Source organism: Kitasatospora sp. NPDC002543, assembly GCF_053594915.1.
Window position 1 is genome coordinate 1 of record NZ_JBSFWR010000134.1, and the last position, 19,737, is coordinate 19,737.

The 19,737-nt window shown below is 72.4% G+C and carries 16 protein-coding genes and 1 pseudogene; 7 read left to right on the plus strand and 10 right to left on the minus strand.

The window, feature by feature from the left end; genetic code table 11:
* Nucleotides 1–971: 971 nt before the first annotated feature.
* The 3 genes from ACWD4P_RS34465 to ACWD4P_RS34475 are packed head-to-tail and all read right to left on the minus strand — an operon-like array spanning nucleotide 972 to nucleotide 3,020.
* Nucleotides 972–1,727: an SDR family NAD(P)-dependent oxidoreductase gene (locus tag ACWD4P_RS34465; protein WP_359829490.1), complete on the minus strand. Its 756-nt coding sequence runs from the start codon at nucleotides 1,725–1,727 to the stop codon at nucleotides 972–974.
* Entirely contained in the window at nucleotides 1,724–2,710 is a 987-nt protein-coding gene (locus tag ACWD4P_RS34470) for a 3-oxoacyl-ACP synthase III family protein (protein WP_359829489.1), read from the minus strand. Before ACWD4P_RS34470 ends, ACWD4P_RS34465 begins: the two co-directional genes overlap by 4 nt.
* A gap of 49 nt (nucleotides 2,711–2,759) precedes the next feature.
* The gene (locus tag ACWD4P_RS34475) at nucleotides 2,760–3,020 is read right to left on the minus strand and encodes a hypothetical protein (protein WP_449782341.1); all 261 of its coding nucleotides are present in this window, start codon (nucleotides 3,018–3,020) and stop codon (nucleotides 2,760–2,762) included.
* Between the two features lie 2,339 nt (nucleotides 3,021–5,359).
* On the opposite strand from ACWD4P_RS34475, the gene ACWD4P_RS34480 reads away from it, so the two are divergent.
* The 6 genes from ACWD4P_RS34480 (at nucleotide 5,360) to ACWD4P_RS34505 (ending at nucleotide 13,174) form a co-directional block, all read left to right on the plus strand.
* Nucleotides 5,360–6,253 carry a class I SAM-dependent methyltransferase gene (locus ACWD4P_RS34480; protein WP_359829487.1) on the plus strand — a complete coding sequence of 298 codons (894 nt, stop codon included), beginning with the start codon at nucleotides 5,360–5,362 and terminating at the stop codon, nucleotides 6,251–6,253.
* A 41-nt stretch (nucleotides 6,254–6,294) separates the two neighbouring features.
* Nucleotides 6,295–8,277, plus strand: coding sequence for a flavin-containing monooxygenase (locus ACWD4P_RS34485; RefSeq protein WP_449782342.1), 1,983 nt, complete (start codon nucleotides 6,295–6,297; stop codon nucleotides 8,275–8,277).
* Between the two features lie 1,129 nt (nucleotides 8,278–9,406).
* Nucleotides 9,407–10,900 carry an FAD-binding protein gene (locus ACWD4P_RS34490; RefSeq protein WP_449782343.1) on the plus strand — a complete coding sequence of 498 codons (1,494 nt, stop codon included), beginning with the start codon at nucleotides 9,407–9,409 and terminating at the stop codon, nucleotides 10,898–10,900.
* Between the two features lie 205 nt (nucleotides 10,901–11,105).
* The gene (locus ACWD4P_RS34495; RefSeq protein WP_359829776.1) at nucleotides 11,106–11,576 is read left to right on the plus strand and encodes an SRPBCC family protein; all 471 of its coding nucleotides are present in this window, start codon (nucleotides 11,106–11,108) and stop codon (nucleotides 11,574–11,576) included.
* Nucleotides 11,577–11,606: 30 nt separating this feature from the next.
* Nucleotides 11,607–12,500 (plus strand): alpha/beta fold hydrolase, encoded by an 894-nt coding sequence (locus ACWD4P_RS34500; RefSeq protein WP_449782344.1) that lies wholly within the window; start codon nucleotides 11,607–11,609, stop codon nucleotides 12,498–12,500.
* A 5-nt stretch (nucleotides 12,501–12,505) separates the two neighbouring features.
* Nucleotides 12,506–13,174 carry a 4'-phosphopantetheinyl transferase family protein gene (locus ACWD4P_RS34505; protein ID WP_449782345.1) on the plus strand — a complete coding sequence of 223 codons (669 nt, stop codon included), beginning with the start codon at nucleotides 12,506–12,508 and terminating at the stop codon, nucleotides 13,172–13,174.
* 169 nt (nucleotides 13,175–13,343) lie between these two features.
* Here the strand turns inward: ACWD4P_RS34505 and ACWD4P_RS34510 are convergent, their stop codons facing one another.
* The 4 genes from ACWD4P_RS34510 to ACWD4P_RS34525 form a co-directional block, all read right to left on the minus strand.
* On the minus strand, nucleotides 13,344–13,913 hold the full coding sequence (locus tag ACWD4P_RS34510) for a hypothetical protein (RefSeq protein ID WP_449782346.1): 570 nt from the start codon (nucleotides 13,911–13,913) through the stop codon (nucleotides 13,344–13,346).
* Nucleotides 13,914–14,048: 135 nt separating this feature from the next.
* Nucleotides 14,049–15,206 (minus strand): GDSL-type esterase/lipase family protein, encoded by a 1,158-nt coding sequence (locus ACWD4P_RS34515; RefSeq protein ID WP_449782347.1) that lies wholly within the window; start codon nucleotides 15,204–15,206, stop codon nucleotides 14,049–14,051.
* 52 nt (nucleotides 15,207–15,258) lie between these two features.
* Nucleotides 15,259–15,837 carry a TetR/AcrR family transcriptional regulator gene (locus ACWD4P_RS34520; RefSeq protein ID WP_359829771.1) on the minus strand — a complete coding sequence of 193 codons (579 nt, stop codon included), beginning with the start codon at nucleotides 15,835–15,837 and terminating at the stop codon, nucleotides 15,259–15,261.
* Between the two features lie 138 nt (nucleotides 15,838–15,975).
* Nucleotides 15,976–16,983: an AraC family transcriptional regulator gene (locus tag ACWD4P_RS34525; RefSeq protein ID WP_449782348.1), complete on the minus strand. Its 1,008-nt coding sequence runs from the start codon at nucleotides 16,981–16,983 to the stop codon at nucleotides 15,976–15,978.
* A 205-nt stretch (nucleotides 16,984–17,188) separates the two neighbouring features.
* Here ACWD4P_RS34525 and ACWD4P_RS34530 point away from each other — a divergent pair, with 205 nt between their 5' ends.
* Nucleotides 17,189–17,656, plus strand: coding sequence for an anthrone oxygenase family protein (locus ACWD4P_RS34530; RefSeq protein ID WP_359829769.1), 468 nt, complete (start codon nucleotides 17,189–17,191; stop codon nucleotides 17,654–17,656).
* A gap of 73 nt (nucleotides 17,657–17,729) precedes the next feature.
* Here ACWD4P_RS34530 and ACWD4P_RS34535 read toward each other — a convergent pair whose 3' ends face one another.
* From ACWD4P_RS34535 to ACWD4P_RS34545, 3 genes and pseudogenes are all read right to left on the minus strand, one after another.
* Nucleotides 17,730–18,425 carry a polysaccharide deacetylase family protein gene (locus tag ACWD4P_RS34535; protein WP_449782349.1) on the minus strand — a complete coding sequence of 232 codons (696 nt, stop codon included), beginning with the start codon at nucleotides 18,423–18,425 and terminating at the stop codon, nucleotides 17,730–17,732.
* Nucleotides 18,426–18,734: 309 nt separating this feature from the next.
* Nucleotides 18,735–19,340: an anthrone oxygenase family protein gene (locus ACWD4P_RS34540; RefSeq protein ID WP_449782350.1), complete on the minus strand. Its 606-nt coding sequence runs from the start codon at nucleotides 19,338–19,340 to the stop codon at nucleotides 18,735–18,737.
* A 179-nt stretch (nucleotides 19,341–19,519) separates the two neighbouring features.
* Nucleotides 19,520–19,737: pseudogene (locus ACWD4P_RS34545) on the minus strand (NmrA family transcriptional regulator); the annotation flags it as partial.

Below are 19,737 nucleotides of genomic sequence, written 5' to 3' on the forward strand. Positions count from 1 at the left end.
AGGGCCGCCATGGACCGTCACCGGCCTCCACACCGGCCGCCACCCGCCCGCGCCATCCCGCACCCGCACCCCGCCCACGGAGCGGCACGCCCCATGCCCGCGGTCCCGCGCCGCCACCACCGGCGGCCACGCGACGGGCAGTCCCCCGCCGGCGGACCACTCAGCCCACCCGTCCGCTCCCCTTCACGGCCGGCCACCCGGAGGTCCACGCCACCACCCCTGGGCACGCGTGCGCCCTCGTGGTCCTGCCCGGCTTACTGCCGGGCAGGACCACGAGGGCGCAAAAAGGGAGGAGGTACCCCCTCAGACCGGACCCCTCGGACAGGCCCGACCCGACCAGGCGGCGCCGTGCCGGCGGACAGGCCCCGCACGGCACGGCACCGGCCCCCGACTCGGCCACCAGGAACGCCGGGTGACCGTGTCACAGCCACGTGACCGGGGGACGAGGCCCGACCGCCGGGACAGGACCGGACGGCCGGGACGAGGCCGGACAGCCGAGATGGGGCCAGTGACCAGGTGCCGGAGTGACCGGGCTGCCGGCGCCCGAGGTGCGGACGGACGGACGGAACCCGCCCGCACCCCTGGGCCGGTGACCGACGCGACCGGGCCCCGGGGGCTCCTGATGCCGAGTGCCTGGGTGGCCGGGTTGCCCGGGTTGCCGGGTTGCCACAGGCGCCCAGGTGCGGGCGGACGGGCGGAACCCGCCCGCACCCCCTGGGCCGGTGACCGACGCGACCGGGCCCGGGGCCCCCGAAGCCGGGTGCCCCGGGAGCCGGAAGCTCCCGGGGCAGGGGCGGACAAGACCCGGCCCGGGCCGGTGACCGACGTGCCCGGACCCCGGGTCCCCAGGGCCCCGATGCCGGGTGCCGAGGTGGCCAAGGCCGCCGGGCACGGGTGCCGGGTGCCGGGGGCGGGTTCCGCCCCCGCCCCCGTGCCCGGTCCCGCCCCCCCCGGGGGGGGTGGGGTGGCGCTCAGGTGATGGAGGCGCCGGAGTCGATGCTGATGACCTGTCCCGTCATGCAGTCCTGGTCCAGGAACAGCGTGATCGAGCGGGCGACCTCGCGCGGGGTGACGAACCGCGGTACCGGGACCTTCTCCAGCATCCCCGCCACCACGTGCTCGGGCAGCGTGTCCGTCATCCCCGTGATCATGAACCCCGGCGACAGCGCGTTGACGGTCACCCCCCGCCGGCCGCACTCCGCCGCCAGCGTACGGGTCAGCCCGATCAGCCCCGCCTTCGACGCCGAGTAGGCCGTCTGCCCCGCCGTGGCGATCAGCGCGGACGGCGAGACGATGTTCACCACCCGCCCCCAGCGCGCCCGCAGCATCGCCGGCACACACACCCGCGCCGTGTGGAAGGACCCCACCAGGTTCGTGTCGATCACCTGCCGCCACTGCGCCGGGTCCTGCATCGCCATCAGCGCGTCCTTGCGGACCGCCCCGTTGTTGACCAGCACGTCCACCGGCCCCAGCGCCGCCCGCACCTGCTCGTACATCGCGCCGACCGCGTCCCAGTCCGCGACCGAACCACTGACCAGCACATGGTCGTTGACGAGCCGGGCCGCGACCTTCTCCGCCCCCTCACGGGAACTGTTGTAGTGCACCGCGACCCGGCAGCCCGCCGCGTCCAGCGCCAGCGCCAGCTCACTGCCCAGCCCCCCCGAAGCACCGGTCACCAGCGCCACCGGGGACACCGGCCGCGCCCCGAAGGCGTCCTTGCCGCTCACCGCGCCACCCCTCCCCACGTCAACAGGACCGAACCCCACGTCATCCCCGCGCCGAACCCGGCCAGCAGCACCGTGTCGCCGTCCTTGACCCGACCGCTGTCCAACGCCTGCGCCAACGCGATCGGAATCGAGCCCGACGCCGTGTTCCCGTACCGCTCCAGATTCGTCACCAGCCGATCCACGGGGATCCCCGTGTGCGACAGCACCGAATTGATGATCCGGATGTTCGCCTGGTGCGGCACCACGTGATCGACCTGCTCCGGCGTGATCTTCGCCTGCTCCAGCGTCTCGCGGATCGTCCGCACCGTGTACCGCACCGCGTTCAGATAGATCTCGTTGCCGTTGATCTGCGCGTAGTGCAACCCCTCCGCCACCGTCCGCGCGGTCGTCGGCATCCGCGAACCCCCGGCCAGGACCTTCAGACTGTCCTTGCACGAGCCGTCCGCACCCAGGTTCCACGCCCGGATCCGGTCCACCGCGCCCGGCACCAGCACCACCGCACCCGCACCGTCACCCACCAGGATCGACAGGTCCCGGTCCCGCGGGTTCGCGGTCAGCGTGTGCGTGTCCGAACCGACCACCAGGACCGGCCGCGGATCCATCCGCATCAGACCCGCCGCCGTCACCAGCGCGTACACGAACCCCGCACACTCCGCGTTCACGTCGTGCGCGCTGCCCGCGATCCCCAACTCCTCGTGCACGAACGCCGACGTCGCCGGCGAGGGCTGCTCCGGAGTCGCGGTCGCCACGATCAGATGCGCGATGTCCGCACCCGTCAGCCCCGCACGCTCCAACGCCGCACGCCCGGCCTCCACGGCCATCGACGCCGTCGTCTGCCCCTCACCGACCGCCCTGCGCTCACGGATCCCGCACCGCGAGACGATCCAGTGCTCATCCACACCGAACCGCTGCGCGAGCTCGGCACTGGTCACCACCCGCTCCGGAACCCACATCCCCCAACCGGCGACATCGAAACCGCTCACCACCCCACCCCTCTCCTTCTTCCCGTCCTCTTCCCCGACCCGCCGGCCCTCAGCGGCCCTCGGCCGGCACCAGCGCCAGGATCCGCTCGTGGACCACCCGCAACGTCGTCGAGTCATCGATGTCCGCGAACAACGACTCGTCCGCCGGAATGTGCGGGTACTGGTTCTGGAACCCGTACAACCACTCCATCAGGTCCAGCGAGTCCACATCCGCGATGTGCTGCAACGCGGCATCCGCGTCGATCTCCTGCGCACCGGACACCGCCTGCAGCTGCCGAGCCAGGTCCTCGACCGTGGGGATCTGAGACATCAGTGATCGTTCCTCTCCCGCGCCCGCACCCCAACCAGGGCCGAACGCAAACAAACGCGACGAATACAACAGGACAAGAAAGCACCACCAGGCACCCCACCCGCATCCCGACCACCCGCAACCCCGGCAACCCCGGCGCCACCGGCACCGGCAGCACCCGGCACAACCCGGAACCACCGGCACCGACGGCGCCCCGTACCAGCAGCACCCGGCACCCGGCACCGGCGGCCACAGCCGGCGAAACCACCGACCACACCCCGGACCGGCCACGGACAGACGAACCGGACGAGCACCCCGTGACACCTCCTACAGGACGAACTACGGGACGAACACGACCAGACACCGAACACCCACCCACACCACACCGCCATCGACCCGCGCTCCGCCCGCCACCACCCGCCCCGCACCCCACGCCCCGGGAACACACCACACACCCCGAAGACGAACCACAGGCACACGAACGAACAGACGAACACAACAGACAGAACGAGCCGAACCGCCGGACAGCCAACCCCGCCACACGAACCGGACAAACCGGACGCGAACGAGACGAACCACCGAACAGACCGAACAGACCGAACGAGCCGGACTACCGGACTGCCGGACTATCGGACTTCTGGACGGGCCGGACGGGCCGGACGGGCCGGACGGGCCGGACGGGTGAGACGGGCTCCACGGAACACCTCGGGAACGGACCCCCGGGAACAGCGGACAACACCACCCGGGAACCCGAACCCCCGGCGACGAACCGCGGGACCGAGCATCGTGTCTTGCCGGAACCGCATGAAACCCGCCCCCACGCAACCAGCCCGCAACCCACCCGCCCCCACCCCCCTTGCGCACCGCTTGCGAGACACACGCTTACCTGACCCACAACACACCGCACCCGCACGCACACCACCCCACCCGCCACCACACGACCCGACCACCACCCAACGGAACCCGGCCACGAACCACCCCGACACCCAACCGGCCCACGGCCCCACCAGCCGCCCTCACCGGACGGACACGGCCACCCCGCCGGACAACACCACCCACCCCACCAAGCACCAAGCACCAAGCACCACGGCAGCCACCAGGCAGGACCGCCCACCCGGACGGACACCAACCCCGGCGGCCCGCAACCCAGATCAGCAACGAACACCCAGACGGCAGCCGGCCGCCCACAACCCAGCACCACCCCGCACCACCCCGCACCACGGCCACCGGCCGGGCAGCACCACCGCCCGACCCGGCACAGGCACCAGGCACAGGGCAGCACCGGGCACAGGGCAGCACCGGGCAGGACCGTCCACCCCGGACGGCACCAACCCCGGCGGCCCGCCGCCCAGTTCGACCGCACCACCGCACACCTCCGGACGGCAGCCGGCCGCCCACAACCCAGCACCACCCCGCGCCACCGCCACCACGGCCACCGGCCGGGCAGCACCACCGCCCGACCCGGCACAACACGCCGCGGCACAGGCACCAGGGCAGCACCGGGCAGGAGACCGTCCACCCCGGACGGCACCAACCCCGGCGGCCCGCAACCCAGATCAGCACGAACGCCCGGACGGCACCCAGCCGCCCACAACCCAGCACAGCGCCACCCCGAACGGCACCACCGCCCGACCCGGCACAACACGCCGCGGCACAGGAACAGGCACAGGGCAACACCGGGCAGGAGACCGTCCACCCCGGACGGCACCAACCCCGTTGCCCTGCAGCCGGGTTCGACCGCACCACCGGGCGGCCACCGGCCGCCCGCACGACACGGACGCCGGGAACACCGAATGACGAACCGTCACCCGGGCATCTTCAACCACCCGGGGACACGGACACGTTCAGCACCACCACGACACACCCCGGACGGCAGCCGGCCGCCCGACACCGCACGACACCAGGACAACCGCCCCACCGGGCCGGTCCCACCACGACACAGCCCGACCAGCCGTACCGGGCAACCGGGCAACCGGGCAACCGGGCAACCGGGCAACCGGGCAACCGTACCCGCCCGCTCCACGGCCGCCCGACCACCGGGCCGGCCACACCGCGCGCCACCGCGCTCCGAACGCACCCACCGGTCACCACCACGCCGGACACCCGGTCCCACCGGACCCGGTCCCGCGGCACCGGCCGCCCAGCCGCCGCCGCGGACACCACAGGGACCGACGGCACCCGACGGCACCGGTGGCACCGGTGGCACCTGGGCGCCGACGGCACCTGACGGTGCCGAAGGATGCCGGGGTGCCGGGGTGTCGGGGTGTCCGGCGGTGCCGGGGTGTCCGGCGGTGCCGGTGGCCGCCCTGTTCCGCGTCCCGTCCCAACCATCCACACCATCAACCGAGGGGCCCCATCCCATGACCACCGTCGAAGCCCGCTCCATCAACCCCGACGTCGAGGCCATCCGCCACCACTACGAGGTCCCCAACGAGCTCTACCGGCTCATCCTGGGCCCCACCATGATGTACTCCGGCGGCTACTGGGAGGACGGCGAGGACCTCGTCGCCGTCCTCGACGAAGCCCAGGAACGCAAGCTCGACGCCTTCACCGACCTCGCCCGCGCCGCCCACACCGACACCGTCCTGGACATCGGCTGCGGCTGGGGCACCATGCTCAACCGCCTCACCACCGTCCACGGCGTCAAGAAGGCCGTCGGCGTCACCCTCTCCCGCACCCAGGCCGACTTCGTCGACGCCCTGAACAACCCCGCCATCCAAGCCCGCGTCGAAAGCTGGGAAGACCACCGCCTCGCCGACGGCCAGGCCCCCTACGACGCCGCGTTCTGCATCAACGCCCTCGAACACTTCGTGCTCTCCTCCCTCACCCCCAAGGAGCGCACCCAGCGCTACCGCGTCTTCTTCAAGCAGGTCCACTCCCTGCTCAAGCCCGGCGCCCGCTTCGTCCTGCACACCATGACCGTCGAGAACCCCCCACTGCGCCGCCAGCTCCTGGACGACCTCAAGTTCCTCCAGCGCGAAGAATTCGAAGGCTGCCACATCCCCCGCCTGCCCGAACTCGCCGCCGGCCTCGACGGCCTCTTCGAGGTCACCGAAATCCGCAACGAACCCGAATCCTTCGCCCGCGCCTGCCGCGCCTGGCTCCAACTCCTCGCCGCCCGCCGCGACGAAGCCGTCACCATGACCGACGAAACCACCGTCGCCCGCTTCGAACGCTACCTCGACATCTTCGCCTACACCCTCGAAGACCACATCTTCAACAACTTCCGCGTCACCCTCACCCGCCGCGCCTGACCCCCAGGCCCACCCAGCACCCAGAAGAGGACACCGACGCCATGACCACCACCCCCGCCCCCAACCCCACCACCCACACCCCCGCCACCCCCGCCACCACCCCGGCGGCGGGGGTGGCCCCCACCACCACCAACCCCACCACCACCGCAGCCACCGGCACCGCCGCAGGCACCGCCGCAGGCACCACGAACACCGCGGCCACCACGGCCACCACCGGCACCACCACCGCAGGCACCGGCACGCGCACCGCCGCAGCCACCACGGCCACCACCGCGGGCAGCGCGGCCACCACCACCGGCACCGGCAACACCACGGCCACCGGCGGAAGTTCAAGCAGCGCGGGCACCACCACGACCGCCACCGGCACCGCCACCGGCACGACCGCGGGCACCAAGAACACCACAGGCAGCACCACCACGGGCGCCACCGGCACCACGGGTACGGGCACCACGGGTACGGGCACCGCGGGTACGGGCACCGCGGGTACGGGCACCGCCGCGGGCACGGGCACCGCCACCGCCGGCGCGAGCGCCGGCGACCTCGCCGTACGCCACCTCAAAGTCGCCGTCATCGGCGCCGGCATCTCCGGCCTCGGCACCGCCATCGCCCTCCTCAAAGCCGGCATCGACGACTTCCTCGTCTTCGAACGCGCCAACGACCTCGGCGGCACCTGGCGCGACAACACCTACCCCGGCTGCGCCTGCGACGTCCAGGCCCACCTCTACTCCTACTCCTTCGCCCGCAACCCCGACTGGAAATCCACCTTCGCCACCCAGGCCGAAGTCCACGCCTACCTCAAAACCTGCGCCACCCGCTACGGCGTCGACCCCCACCTGCGCTACAACCACGAACTCCACACCGCCACCTGGAACGACACCCACCACCACTGGGACATCCGCACCACACACGGCCGCTACACCGCCCAGGTCCTCATCACCGGCACCGGCTACCTCTCCGACCCCGCCATCCCCGACCTGCCCGGCCTCGACACCTTCACCGGCACCGTCTTCCACTCCTCCCACTGGAACCACGACCACGACCTCACCGGCCGCAACGTCGCCGTCATCGGCACCGGCGCCTCCGCCATCCAATTCGTCCCCGCCATCCAACCCCAGGTCGCCCACCTCGACCTCTACCAGCGCACACCCCCCTGGGTCGCCGCCAAACCCGACAAACCCAACACCCCCCGCCACACCTGGATGCTGCGCCACCTCCCCGGCTACCAACGCTTCCGCCGCGCCTTCAACAAAAACGGCCGCGAAATCGTCGCGTTCTTCATGTCCCGCCCCAACCGCACCACCGGCATGAAGAACATGGCCGCCGGCCACCTCAAAAAATCCGTCCCCGACCCCGCACTGCGCGCACGCCTCACCCCCGACTACACCGTCGGCTGCAAACGCCTCCTCTTCTCCAACACCTGGTACCCCGCCATCCAACAACCCAACGTCGACATCATCTCCGACACCATCACCCACATCGGCCCCACCCACATCACCACCACCGACGGCACCCAACACCCCACCGACACCATCATCCTCGCCACCGGCTTCACCGCCACCGACCGCCCCATCGCCCACCGCATCACCGGCCAACACGGCCACACCCTCGCCCACACCTGGAACCACCACGGCATGACCGCCCACCGCGGCACCACCATCCACGGCTTCCCCAACCTCTTCATGCTCCTCGGCCCCAACACCACCCTCGGCCACTCCTCCCAAACCGTCATGATCGAAGCCCAGATCACCTACATCCTCGCCGCCCTCAAAACCCTCCACACCCACCACCTCACCACCCTCAACGTCCACCCCCACGCCCAAACCACCTACAACCACACCCTCCAAAACCGCCTCAAAAACACCGTCTGGAACACCGGCGGCTGCAACAGCTGGTACACCGACACCAACGGCAACAACCCCAACATCTGGCCCACCTACACCCGCACCTTCGAACACCAAACCCGCACCTTCGACCTCACCAACTACCAAACCACCACCCACACCAACCACACCCCCACCCCCTAACCCCCCCACCCCACACCCCCGCACCCACCCCACACCCCCGCACCCCGCACCCCCGCACCCCGCACCCCGCACCCCGCACCCCGCACCCAGGCGGCAGGACCGCAGGACCGCAGGACGGCCGGACGCACGGGCGACACCGGCCCAACCGCCGGACAGCACCACCACAAAACCCCAGAACCGCCAGCCCACCCAACCGCCCGACCTCAACACCACCGGACCACAGGACCACCGGACCAGCGAACAAGCCCGACCTCACCAGACCAAACCGGGCCAGGTCGGATCAGGCCGGCCGGGCACCAGACTCCGGACACCGCACAGCACCACGCCGCACCACAAACCGGAAAACGACACCACCACCCACCACCCGCCACCCCCAACCACGAAGCCGGCAACCCGACTTCACCCACCATCCACCCACCCCAGGACCGCCGAACCCCAGGACCGCCGAACAACCGAACAACACAACCGGCGAGACACACGGACGGACGGACAGGCGGACAGGCGGGACGGACAGACAGACGGACACACAGGCGGGCGGACGGGCGGGCGGGACAGACGGACAGACGGGACGGACAGGCGGGGCGGCGGGACGGGACGGCGGGACGGACGGACAGGCGGACGGACAGGCGGGGCGGCGGACCACAGGACGGCAGAACCTCGACAGCAGAACCACCGAACGGCCGGACCGCAGGACACAACACCGCCAGGACCACCACCCCGCGGCCCACCACCCCGGGCCGCAAAACGCCCGCACCGGCAAGCCGACCGGACCACCGAGACCACCGGACCACCGGACCACCGCACGACAGCACGACAGCACGAGGGCACGGCGCCGGGACACCACCGCCCCACCACGCAACCGCGCAACCGTAGGACAGCAACCGCAGGACCGCGGAACGGCCGGACCGCGCAACCCGCCCCGGCCCCGCACCTCACCCCCGGCCCCCGCCCAGGCCCCCGGCCCCGCACCACCCGCGCCTCAGCCCCACCGCCCGGCCCACCCGCCGGACACCCGCACCACCCGCGCCTCAGCCCCACCGCCCGGCCCACCCGCCGGACACCCGCACCACCTCACCACCCGACCCGCAACCCCACCCACCCACCACCAGCACCCAGGAGACCACCGCGCATGAACCGCCCCGACCTCTCCCGACGCACCCTGCTCACCGGCGCCGCCGCCACCGCCGCCGCCACCGTCATCGGCTTCAACACCACCACCCGCACCTGGGCCACCACCAACACCACCCCCGCACCCCCCGGCTGCATCGCCCCCATCCCCCCCATCCAGGGCACCCTCACCACCAGCACCCCCGCCCGCACCGCCCACGCCCAGGACTTCGGCCGCCTCACCACCACCACCCCCTACGCCGTCCTCAACCCCGCCGGCGCCCCCGACATCGCCACCATCATCAACTACGCCCGCCGCAACAACCTCAAAGTCGCCATGAACGGCCAAAGCGGCACCGGCACCGACCTCGAATCACACTCCAACTACGGCCAAGCCGGCGTCGCCGGCGGCATCAGCATCAACGCCCGCGCCCTCAACCGCATCCACACCATCACCCCCACCAACGCCACCGTCGACGCCGGCGTCACCTGGGCCCAACTCACCGAAGCCGCCCTCACCCAAAACCTCACACCCCCCTGCCTCACCGACTACCTCCACCTCTCCATCGGCGGCACCATCAGCGTCGGCGGCATCGGCTCCACCGTCCACAAACACGGCCTCCAAGCCGACACCGTCGAATCCATCGAAATCGTCACCGGCACCGGCCGCATCCTCACCGCCTCCCCCACCCGCAACCCCGACCTCTTCCACACCGCCCTCGCCGGCGCCGGCCAAGTCGGCATCATCACCCGCGCCACCCTCAAACTCATCCCCGCCCCCCAAAACGCCCGCGTCTTCACCCTCACCTACAACGACCAGAACACCTTCCTCACCGACCAACAAACCCTCCTCACCGACGGCCGCTTCCCCTCCCAAGTCGGCGAAATCCTCATCCAACCCAACGGCCAACCCCCCCGCTACAAAATCGAAGCCGTCGCCCACTACAACGGCCCCACACCCCCCAACCCCACCCCCCTCCTCACCGGCCTCAACCCCACCACCACCGACATCACCGACCAGACCTACCGCCAATACACCTACCGCGCCGACACCTTCGCCGACACCATCAAAAACCTCGGCTACTGGAACGCCCCCAAACCCTGGCTCTCCCTCTTCCTCCCCGCCTCCACCACCCCCACCTTCCTCAACCAAGCCCTCCCCCACATCACCCCCGACGACATCGGCGCCGGCCTCCTCCTCTGCTACCCCTTCCCCACCAACAAACTCACCCACCCCCTCGCCATCACCCCCAACGAACCCACCACCTACCTCTTCGACTTCCTCGCCTTCCCCCACCCCAACACCAACCCCACCCCCGCCCTCACCCGCAACCGCACCCTCTACAACCTCGCCACCCAACTCGGCGCCAAACGCTACCTCGTCGGCGCCATCCCCAACATGACCCCCACCGACTGGCAACACCACTACGGCCCCCACTACACCACCCTCACCAACGCCAAAAACACCTACGACCCCACCCACACCCTCACCCCCGGCCAAAACATCTTCCCCTAACCACAAACACCACAACGAGACAAGAGAACCCGGGGGCGGAATCACGAGCGCAGCGTCGTGGGGCCGAGCCGGAACCCGGGCCCCATCCAAGGGAATTCGCGAGAGAGCGCAGAACCCGTACCGGAACCGACCCAACCAACAAGGGAATTCAAGGATTCAGAGGATTCCCCCCCTCCGCCCCGCCGAGCGAAAGGCCCGATTCCCCGTGCACGCCATTCACCACACCGACCGGACCATCCTCGACCACCCCACCCACGAGGTGTGGGACGCCATCGTCGACGAGCTCAACGGCAGGACCACCTGGTGGCACCCGCACAACACCCACCAGCCGGGCGCCACCGGTCCGCAGCAGGCCGGCGGCACCATGACGACGACCATCCACCCGGCGGGTGTCGGCAAGCCCGGGCCCAAGCTCCGGTTCGCCTCGACCACCACCCAGGTCACCCCGGACGTCGAGCTCACCCAGACCCACACCGGCCACTTCCACGGGACGACGACCTACCGGCTCACGCCCCACAACAACAACACCCAGACGCTCCTCACGATCACCTTCGCGACCACGCCGCACGGTCTGGCCAAGATTCTCCACAAGCTCACGAACCTGACGACCAAACACACCGCCGCCACCCAGGACGCCCTGGGCAACCTGCACCGCCACCTCGGCAAGCAGAAGTAGGACCCACCGGACCCGGAACAGGAGGCCCCCGTGACCATCACCGAGATCCCCGCGCTGCCCGCCCGGCACGCCGTCACCACGACCGACCACACCGCGACCACCGACGACCACGCGCAGCTGGCCATCACGGTCCACCAGCCGGTCGAGCCCGATCCGAGCCGGCCGCTGGTGCTGCTGGTGCACGGCTGGGCCGCTTCCCGGACCGTCTGGCACGCCACCGCGCGGCGGTTGGCGGCGGCCGGGCACACGGTGGCCTCGTACGACCAGCGCGGTCACGCCTCGTCCTCGGCCGGGCGGGAGCCGATCAGCATCGCGCGGTTGGCGCGGGACCTGGACACCGTCGTCGGGACGCTCACCACGCCGGAGCGGCCGGTCGTGGTGGTGGGGCACTCCGGGGGCGGCTACGCGGCGCTGGCCTGGGCGGCGGGGCTGTCCGCCGGGAAGGGCGGGGCGGGAGTCAAGCGGCTGGCGGGGCTCGTGCTGGTGTCGACCGCCTCGCACGGGCAGGACACGCCGGCGAGCGAGGTGAAGATGATGGGGTCGAAGGTGTTCAGCCGGGCGCTGGGGACCCCGTGGCTGGGCCGTCGGCTGCTCAGCGGGACGCACGGGCCGGCGGCCTCGCTGACGGTGCGGGAGGCCAACCGCCGGCTGTTCGCCGCCACGTCGCCCGCGGTCCGGGCCGCCTGCTTCGCCTCGTCCCAGGGGATGGACCAGCGCGCGGGCCTGGCCGGGATCACCGCTCCGACGGCGGTCATCACCGGGACCGAGGACAAGGTCGTGAAGCCCGACTTCAGCCGGGAGCTCGCGGCGGCGCTGCCGCACGCCGAGCTGCACCGGATTCCCGACACGGGCCACATGGTGCCGTTGGAGACCCCGCAGCACGTCGCGCACCACGTCCACCTGCTCGTCACGGCCGGCCGCTGACGACCGTGACCGCCACCGCCCCCGCCGGCGTCCTGGCCGCGCTGTTCCCGCCCCACGTCCACTGCGCCGAGTCCTTCGGCGACCCGTCCGAGGAGCGGCTGCTGCCCCTGGAGGCGGCGTACATCCGGGACCGTTCACCGCGCCGGCGGCGGCAGTTCGCCACCGCCAGGGCGCTCGCGCGCCAGGCGCTCGGCACGCTCGGGCACCCGCCCGCGCCTCTGCTGCCGGGGCCCGGCGGGGCACCCCGGTGGCCGGTGGGCGTCACGGGCAGCATCACCCACACGGACGGGTACACGGCCGTCGCGGTCGCCGCCACCGGGCGGCTCGGTTCGCTCGGGATCGACGCCGAGCCCGCCAGGCCGCTGCCCCGGGGGGTGCTGCGGCTGGTCAGCGGCGAGGGTGAACGCGGTGCCCTGGCGGCGCTGCCGGAGGGCCGAGCCCCGTGGGACACCGTCCTGTTCAGCGCGAAGGAGGCCGTCTACAAGGCCGTCCATCCGCTGACCGGCATCTGGTCCCCGCTGGCGGCCATCACCGTCACCGTGCACGCCGACGGTACCTTCACGGCCCGGCACCCCCACCACCCCGCCGTCCGCACCGGTTCCTGGGGCGTGCACGGCGGGGTGGTCGTCACCGCGCTCGCGCTGCCGCCGGCGCACCGGGCGGCCGCCGGATGAGACGCCCCGGCGTCCGTGAACCGCGCGAGGGGGTTTCGCTCCGTTCCGGGTGGCGCGCAGGGCGCGATCGGACCGCGCGTTCCTGAAGCGACGGGCCTGACCGAGGCCACGGCCTCCCGGGTGTCCGGGCCGGGCCTGGCCTGGCCTGGTCCGGCTGCCGGGTGGGGGGTCAGTCCGACGTGGCCGGGGCGCCGGGGCGGTCGCCCTGGCGCGCGATGGCCATCGACCACTGCGGGAATTGCTCCGCGGGCACCGCGGGGGAGGCGGCGGAACCGGGGCGGAGCGACGCTTCCGGGAGGAACACGGCGCGGCAGCGTCGGCACAGCCAGGTCGCCCGCCACACCTCGTGCAGTTGCTGCCACTGCTCGTAGGTCCGCGGCCACTGGTCCGCCGTGCCGCTCCGGCGACTCCGGCGGCTCCGGCCACCGAAGTGGACGGCGAGTCCGACGCCCAGCAGGACCGCGGCGATCAGGAACGCACCGTAGTGGTAGCCGAACTGGTACGCGGCGTCGTCGACCTCGGCGTTGTCACCGGAGAGCAGCGTACGCAGTCCCAGCAGGCCGAGGAGGCCGGCCAGGACGAAGAGGGTGATCGCGGCCCCGCTCGTCCCCTTGGGCTCGGGGTCCATCGTCAACAGCGCCCGTGTCTGCGGGTCGAGCGGCCGGTCGGAGTCCAGGAGGGCGTTTCGCACGGGGACGGTTTCGTCCGCCGCGGCGCAGGTCGGGCAGGTGGTGCTCATCGAGAGGTGGCTCCGAAGGTGGTGCTTGGTGTACGTGCTGTACGGAAGAGCCCGTAGTACAGCACAGGGAACTGACTGCTCGTGCGACCGGCCCCCGTGGCGGAAGGCCTCTCCGGCGGGATGCGGCCGGGCGGCTCACGACGCCAGTGGGCCTTCGGGGCCGAGGGCGAGGTCGGCGAAGCGCTCCGCGATGAGGCGGTGGGCCTCCGGGGAGGGGTGGAGACCGTCGGGGAGCGGGTGCGCCTCGTGGTCGGGTTCGCCGTAGAGGGCCAGGCCGTCCAGGTGGTGGAGTCGGTGGTCGCCGTCGGCGCGGCGCTCGGCGACGATGCGGGCGAGTTCGGCGCGGATGACGGTGAGGGTGAGCCGGCCGGCGGCGACCTCGGCGGGGTCGCCGGTGGCGCGGAAGCGCAGGGTTCCGCTGCTGAAGTCGGGGGCGAGCGGGCCGGGTACGGTCTCGTGGAGCGGGCACAGCAGCGGGGAGACGATCAGCAGCGGCGTGGTGGGGTGGCCGTCCCGGACGGTGTCCAGGAAGCCGTGGACGGCCGGGGTGAAGGCGCGCAGCCGCATCACGTCGCTGTTCACCAGGTTGATGCCGATTTTGAGGCTGAGCAGGTCCGCGGGGGTGTCGCGGATGGTCCGCGCGGTGAAGGGGTCGAGCAGGGCGCCGCCGCCGAAGCCGAGGTTGACCAGGTCCAGGCCCGCGCCGTTGGCCGCCAGGGCGGGCCAAGTGCCGCTGGGGTGCGTGGCGTTGGAGCCGTGGCTGATCGAACTGCCGTGGTGCAGCCAGCGCTTGCGGGTGCCGGCCGGGAGCGGTTCGATCGGGGAGTCGGTGACGAGGGCGATCAGTTCGGTGGTCTCGGTGTGCGGGAGCCAGATCTCGACGGTCTTGTCCCGCTCCGGCAGGCCGGTGAACCGCGCGCTGCCGGGCGGCCCTTCGGTCAGTTCGACGCGGCCGGTGGCGAGGTCGACGGTGCGCAGGTCGCCGCCGGGGACGGAGGCCTGCGCGGCGAGCCGGCCGTCCACCAGGAGGTCGTAGACGCCGTCCGGGACGTTCGGGACGCCCGGGTAGGCGCGCTTGGTGGGGACGGCGTGCAGGGTGACGGCGGTGGCGCGGGTGCGGAAGGCGAGCCGGACGCCGGAGGGCTGGGACTCGGCCATCGCGAGCTGCTCGTCCGGGATCCGTCGGCGGGCGCCGGCGGGCAGGCGGTGCGGCAGCAGGCCGCGCCGGGTGCGCTCGGTGTCGAGGTGGCCGTGGAGGAGGTCTTCGGTGACGGGGGTCGTGATCGTGGTCATGGTGCTGCTCTTCGGTTCGTCGGGGGGGGTACGGGGTGCGCGGCGGGACGGGTCACCCGGCCGTACGGGCCCCGCCGGTGCGCAGCAGGGCGTCGAGGGAGTCGATGATCCACTCCCAGGACTGCCGCGGGTCGACGGCGGTGTGGCTGAACCCGCCGGCCGCCTCCAGGCTGATGTAGCCGTGGAAGACGCTGCCGAGCATGCGCACCGCGTGGGTCTGCTCGGGCTCGCCCAGGTGGTAGCCGCGCAGGATGGCCCTGGTCATCTGGGCGTGCCGGACGCCCGCGCCGGCGGCGGCCGTCTCGGCGTCCAGGCGCAGCCGGGTGGCGTCGTAGCGGCCGGGGTGGCGGGCCGCGTAGTCGCGGTAGGCGTCCGCGAAGGCGGCGAGCGCGTCGCGGCCCGCCCGGCCGGCGAGGGCGTCGGCGACGAGGTCGGCGAGTTCCTCCAGGGCGTACAGGGCGATCCGGGTCTTGAGGTCCTGGGAGCTCTTGACGTGGGAGTAGAGGCTGGCCGTGGCGACGCCGAAGCGGCGGGCGACGGCGGCGACGGTCACCTGCTCGAAGCCGGCCTCGTCGGCGAGTTCGGCGCCCGCGACGACCACGCGCTCGGTGGTCAGTCCTGCCCTTGCCATGTGTTCTCTCCCGTACGGCCGCGCCGGTTGTCTACGTCCAGTATGGGATTACCTAAACAGTTTAGGCAAGGCGCGAATGCCTGACGGGACCCGAACCCCCGAGGCGCCCGCTCAGCCCGCTCAGCCCGCTCAGCCCGCTCAGCCCGCCAGGATCACCGTCTCCGCCGGCCCCGAGAAACCCACCGGCTGCGCCGGGGTGCCCGTGGCGGCCATCCGGCGGTGCTCCTGCGGGCTGACGCCGCGCACCCGCTTGAAGGCCGCCGAGAGGGCGAAGGCGTTGCTGTAGCCGACCTTGCGGGCCGCGAAGGCCACGGTGCACTCGGGCTCGCGCAGCAGGTCGGCGGCGACCGCCAGGCGCCAGCCCGCCAGGTACGCCATCGGGGGCTCGCCGACCAGGGCGGTGAAGCGGCGCGCCAGTCCGGCCCGGGAGACCCCGACCCGCTGGGCGAGCTCGGCGACCGTCCAGGCGGTGGCCGGGTCGTCGTGCATGAGCCGCAGCACCGGCCCGACCACCGTGTCGTGCTGGGCGCGGTACCAGGCGGGGGCGCCGGAGTCCGGGGCGGCCAGCCAGGCCCGCAGCACGGAGACCACCAGCAGGTCCAGGATCCGGTCCAGGACGAGCTCCTGGCCGGGCTCGTTGCGCCCTATCTCAGCGGCCAGCAGGTGCACCAGGGTGTCGTCGGCGCCGGTGCCGGCCGGGCGGACCAGCAGCGCGGGCAGGCAGCCGAGCAGCCGCTGGCCGATCTCGTGCTCGGCCTGGTAGGTGCCGGACAGCACCACGGAGGAGGCCCGGTCGCCCTCCCGGCCCTGGCCCCAGGTCCGGACGCCGAGCGACATCACCTCGGAGACGTCCACCCCGCCCTTGGTGCAGACCTGGCCCGGGCCGACGATCACGTCCACCGGGGTGTCCGGGTCGTCCGCCACCGTGTACGGCTCCGGGCCGCGCACGATCGCCACGTCCCCGGGGTGCAGCAGCAGCGGGGTGCCGCGCTCGGGGAGGATCCAGGCGTCACCGCGGACCATCGTCACCACCGAGAGCGGGGCCCGGTCCTCGATCCGCAGCGACCACGGCGGGGTGAGGATGGAGCGCAGCAGGAACGCGCCACGGGCCTTGGGGCCGTCGAGGAGTCCCGTCAGAGTGTCCATGCCGCCAAGTGTAGACGGCGGGACATCATTTGACGGTTCGTCATTTGAGGGACTCTTGAGCGATCGAGGTGGCTCGCGCCGCCCGGATGCCGGATGATCTGCCCACGGGGATACGGATCCGAGACACGGCGGCCGCGGTCCAACGGGACCGACGGCGAGAAGTGAGGGGCTCACGACGATGGAAACGGCACGCACACTCGTCCTGGTGGCGGCCACTGTCACCTGTGGACTGACCGCAGGACTGTTCTACGGGTTCTCGTGCTCGGTCATGCCCGCGCTCGCGCGGGCCGACGACCGGACCTTCATCGAGGTCATGCAACGCATCAACAAGGCCATCCTGAACGGCTGGTTCGTCCTCGGCTTCGTCGGCGCGCTGCTCGCCACCGCGGGCGCGGTCGCCCTGCACCTGCCCTCGGACGGGCACGACGTCCTGCCCGCGACCATCGCGGCGCTGGTGCTGTACGTGGCGATGATCGGGGTGACCCGATCGGTCAACATCCCGCTGAACGACGAGCTCGAAGCCGCCGGCCCGGCCCAGCGGATCACCGACCCGGCCGCGCTGCGCGCCCGCTTCGAGGCCCGATGGGTGCGCTTCAACGTGCTGCGCACCCTGCTGTCGACCGGCGCCCTGGCCTGCCTCGCCTGGGCACTCGTCCTCAACGGGCAGAGCTGACCGGACCGGAACGACCCACCGGGCGGCCCCGAGCGCGCCGCCCGCACCCGCCACCCTCTGCCGCTGGCCGGAATCAGCCGCAGAGGGTGGCGAAGCCGTACCCGCGCGCCTTGAGCGTGGAGATGATCGTCGGCAGCGCGGCCACCGTCTGACTGCGGTCGCCGCCGCCGTCGTGCATCAGCACGACCGAGCCGGGGCGGACGTTGTTCAGCACCCGCGACCTGATCGCGGCCGTACCGGGACGGGACCAGTCCGCCGGGTCCACCGACCAGAGCACGACCTGCTTGCCGAGTGCCGAGGCCTTCGAGCGCACCGTGCCGTTGACCGCGCCGTACGGCGGGCGCAGGCAGCTCGGGGTGCGGCCGGTCTGCGCGCGGATCGCCCGGTCGGTGTCGGCGAGTTGGGAGTCGAGCGCGGCCGCGGAGAGCTTGCGCAGGTCCGGGTGGGACCAGGAGTGGTTCTGCACGCTGTGGCCCTGCTTGGCGACCTGCGCGGTCACCGAGGGGTGGGCGGCGACGTTCTGCCCGATCTCGAAGAAGGTCGCCCGCACCCCGTACCGGGCGAGCGTGGCCAGGACTTTGGGCGTGTAGGCGGGGCTGGGGCCGTCGTCGAAGGTCAGGTAGACCACCTTGGCGCCCTTGGCGCCGGCCGCCTGCGCCTCGGTGGCGGGCAGGGCGACAGCCGCCCCGGCCGCCAGGGCGACGACGAGTGCGCCGACCGCCGTCCGCAGCCTGCCGACTGCCTTGCGCCTGCCGGGTCGTACGGACATGTCTGCCCCCTGCGGTCGGAACTCCCGTGCACCGGCCAGTCTGCGCCCGCCGGGCCGCCCGCCGCGACCCTCCGTCGGTCGCGAGCGAACGGAACCGGCCACCCTGGCAGCCGGGTCGGGGCCTCCCGGGACGTGGGCGGCAGGCCGATGCCCCCGGCGGCGTTCCGTCGGGGGCATCGTGCGAGGGGCATCGCGTGAAGGGCATCACGCAAGGGGCGCCCTGCGATCACCGTCCCTGCGATCACCGTCTCTGCGGGCGACGTCCTGCGAGCGACGTCCTGCGAGCGGAGCCGGGCGGGGCTTCGGCGGTCAGCGCCCCGCGCGTCCGTGCAGCACCAGGGAGCGGGTCAGCGCCAGCAGGCCACCGGCGCACAGCGCGGTGCGCAGCATGTTGACCGGCACCCAGGTGTCCGCGAACTTGGCGCGCACGGCGGCGAGATCGTGGATCTGCGAGGGGTCGCCGGCCGCCGCCAGCTCGTTGTTGAGCGGGATGTTGACGCCCATGGTGACGAACAGCGCCACCAGGTAGAGCGCCGTCGCCAGGGCCGCCCACAGCGCCGCCTGGCGCCGGCCGGCCCGGTGCTGCAGCCAGGCGGCGACGCCGGTGGCGAGGAACGCGCCGACGAAGACCAGGCCGAACAGCCCGTTCCCGTCGATCGCCTTGTTGATCTGCTGCATCGCCGCCACGTAGGTGTGGTCGTCGCCCGCCGCCAGGCCCGGCATCACCGAGACGTCGAAGGCGAAGAACAGGCCCGCCATCAGGCCCATCGCGACGGTGGCGCCGACCAGGAGCGGGCCGGCGGCCCGGCCCCCTCGGGTGGCGGGCACGGCCGGGGCCGCGCCGCCCGGCGCGAGGCCGGTGAAGGACTGTGCGGCGGTGTAGGAAGCTGGGGTCGCGGTCTGATTCGAGCGCATCGGTATTCCTTCGGTCTCCCCGGTCCCCGCCCGACGCGGGGACCCTCCCGGTGTCCGGGCCTCCGGCCTCCTCACCGCTCCCGGCCGAGGCCGGGGTTTCGGTCAGGCGGTCGGCGCCGCCCGGCACCGACGATCAAGTGAACTGCCGTACGAACGGCAGGTGTTGCTCTTCCGGCTGGTCACGCGTTCCACACGCCGGTGGCGGCGGCCGCACGGGCGTAGTCGGCGAAGTCCCGCGGCTCACGGCCCAGCGCACGCCGCACCCCGTCACCCAGCGACGCGTTGCGCCCGTCCAGGATCATCGAGAACAGCTCCGCGAAGTCCTCCGGCAGCCCCGCCTCCACCAGCACCGCCCGGTACGCCTCCTGCGACACCGCCTCGAACCGCACCTCACGCC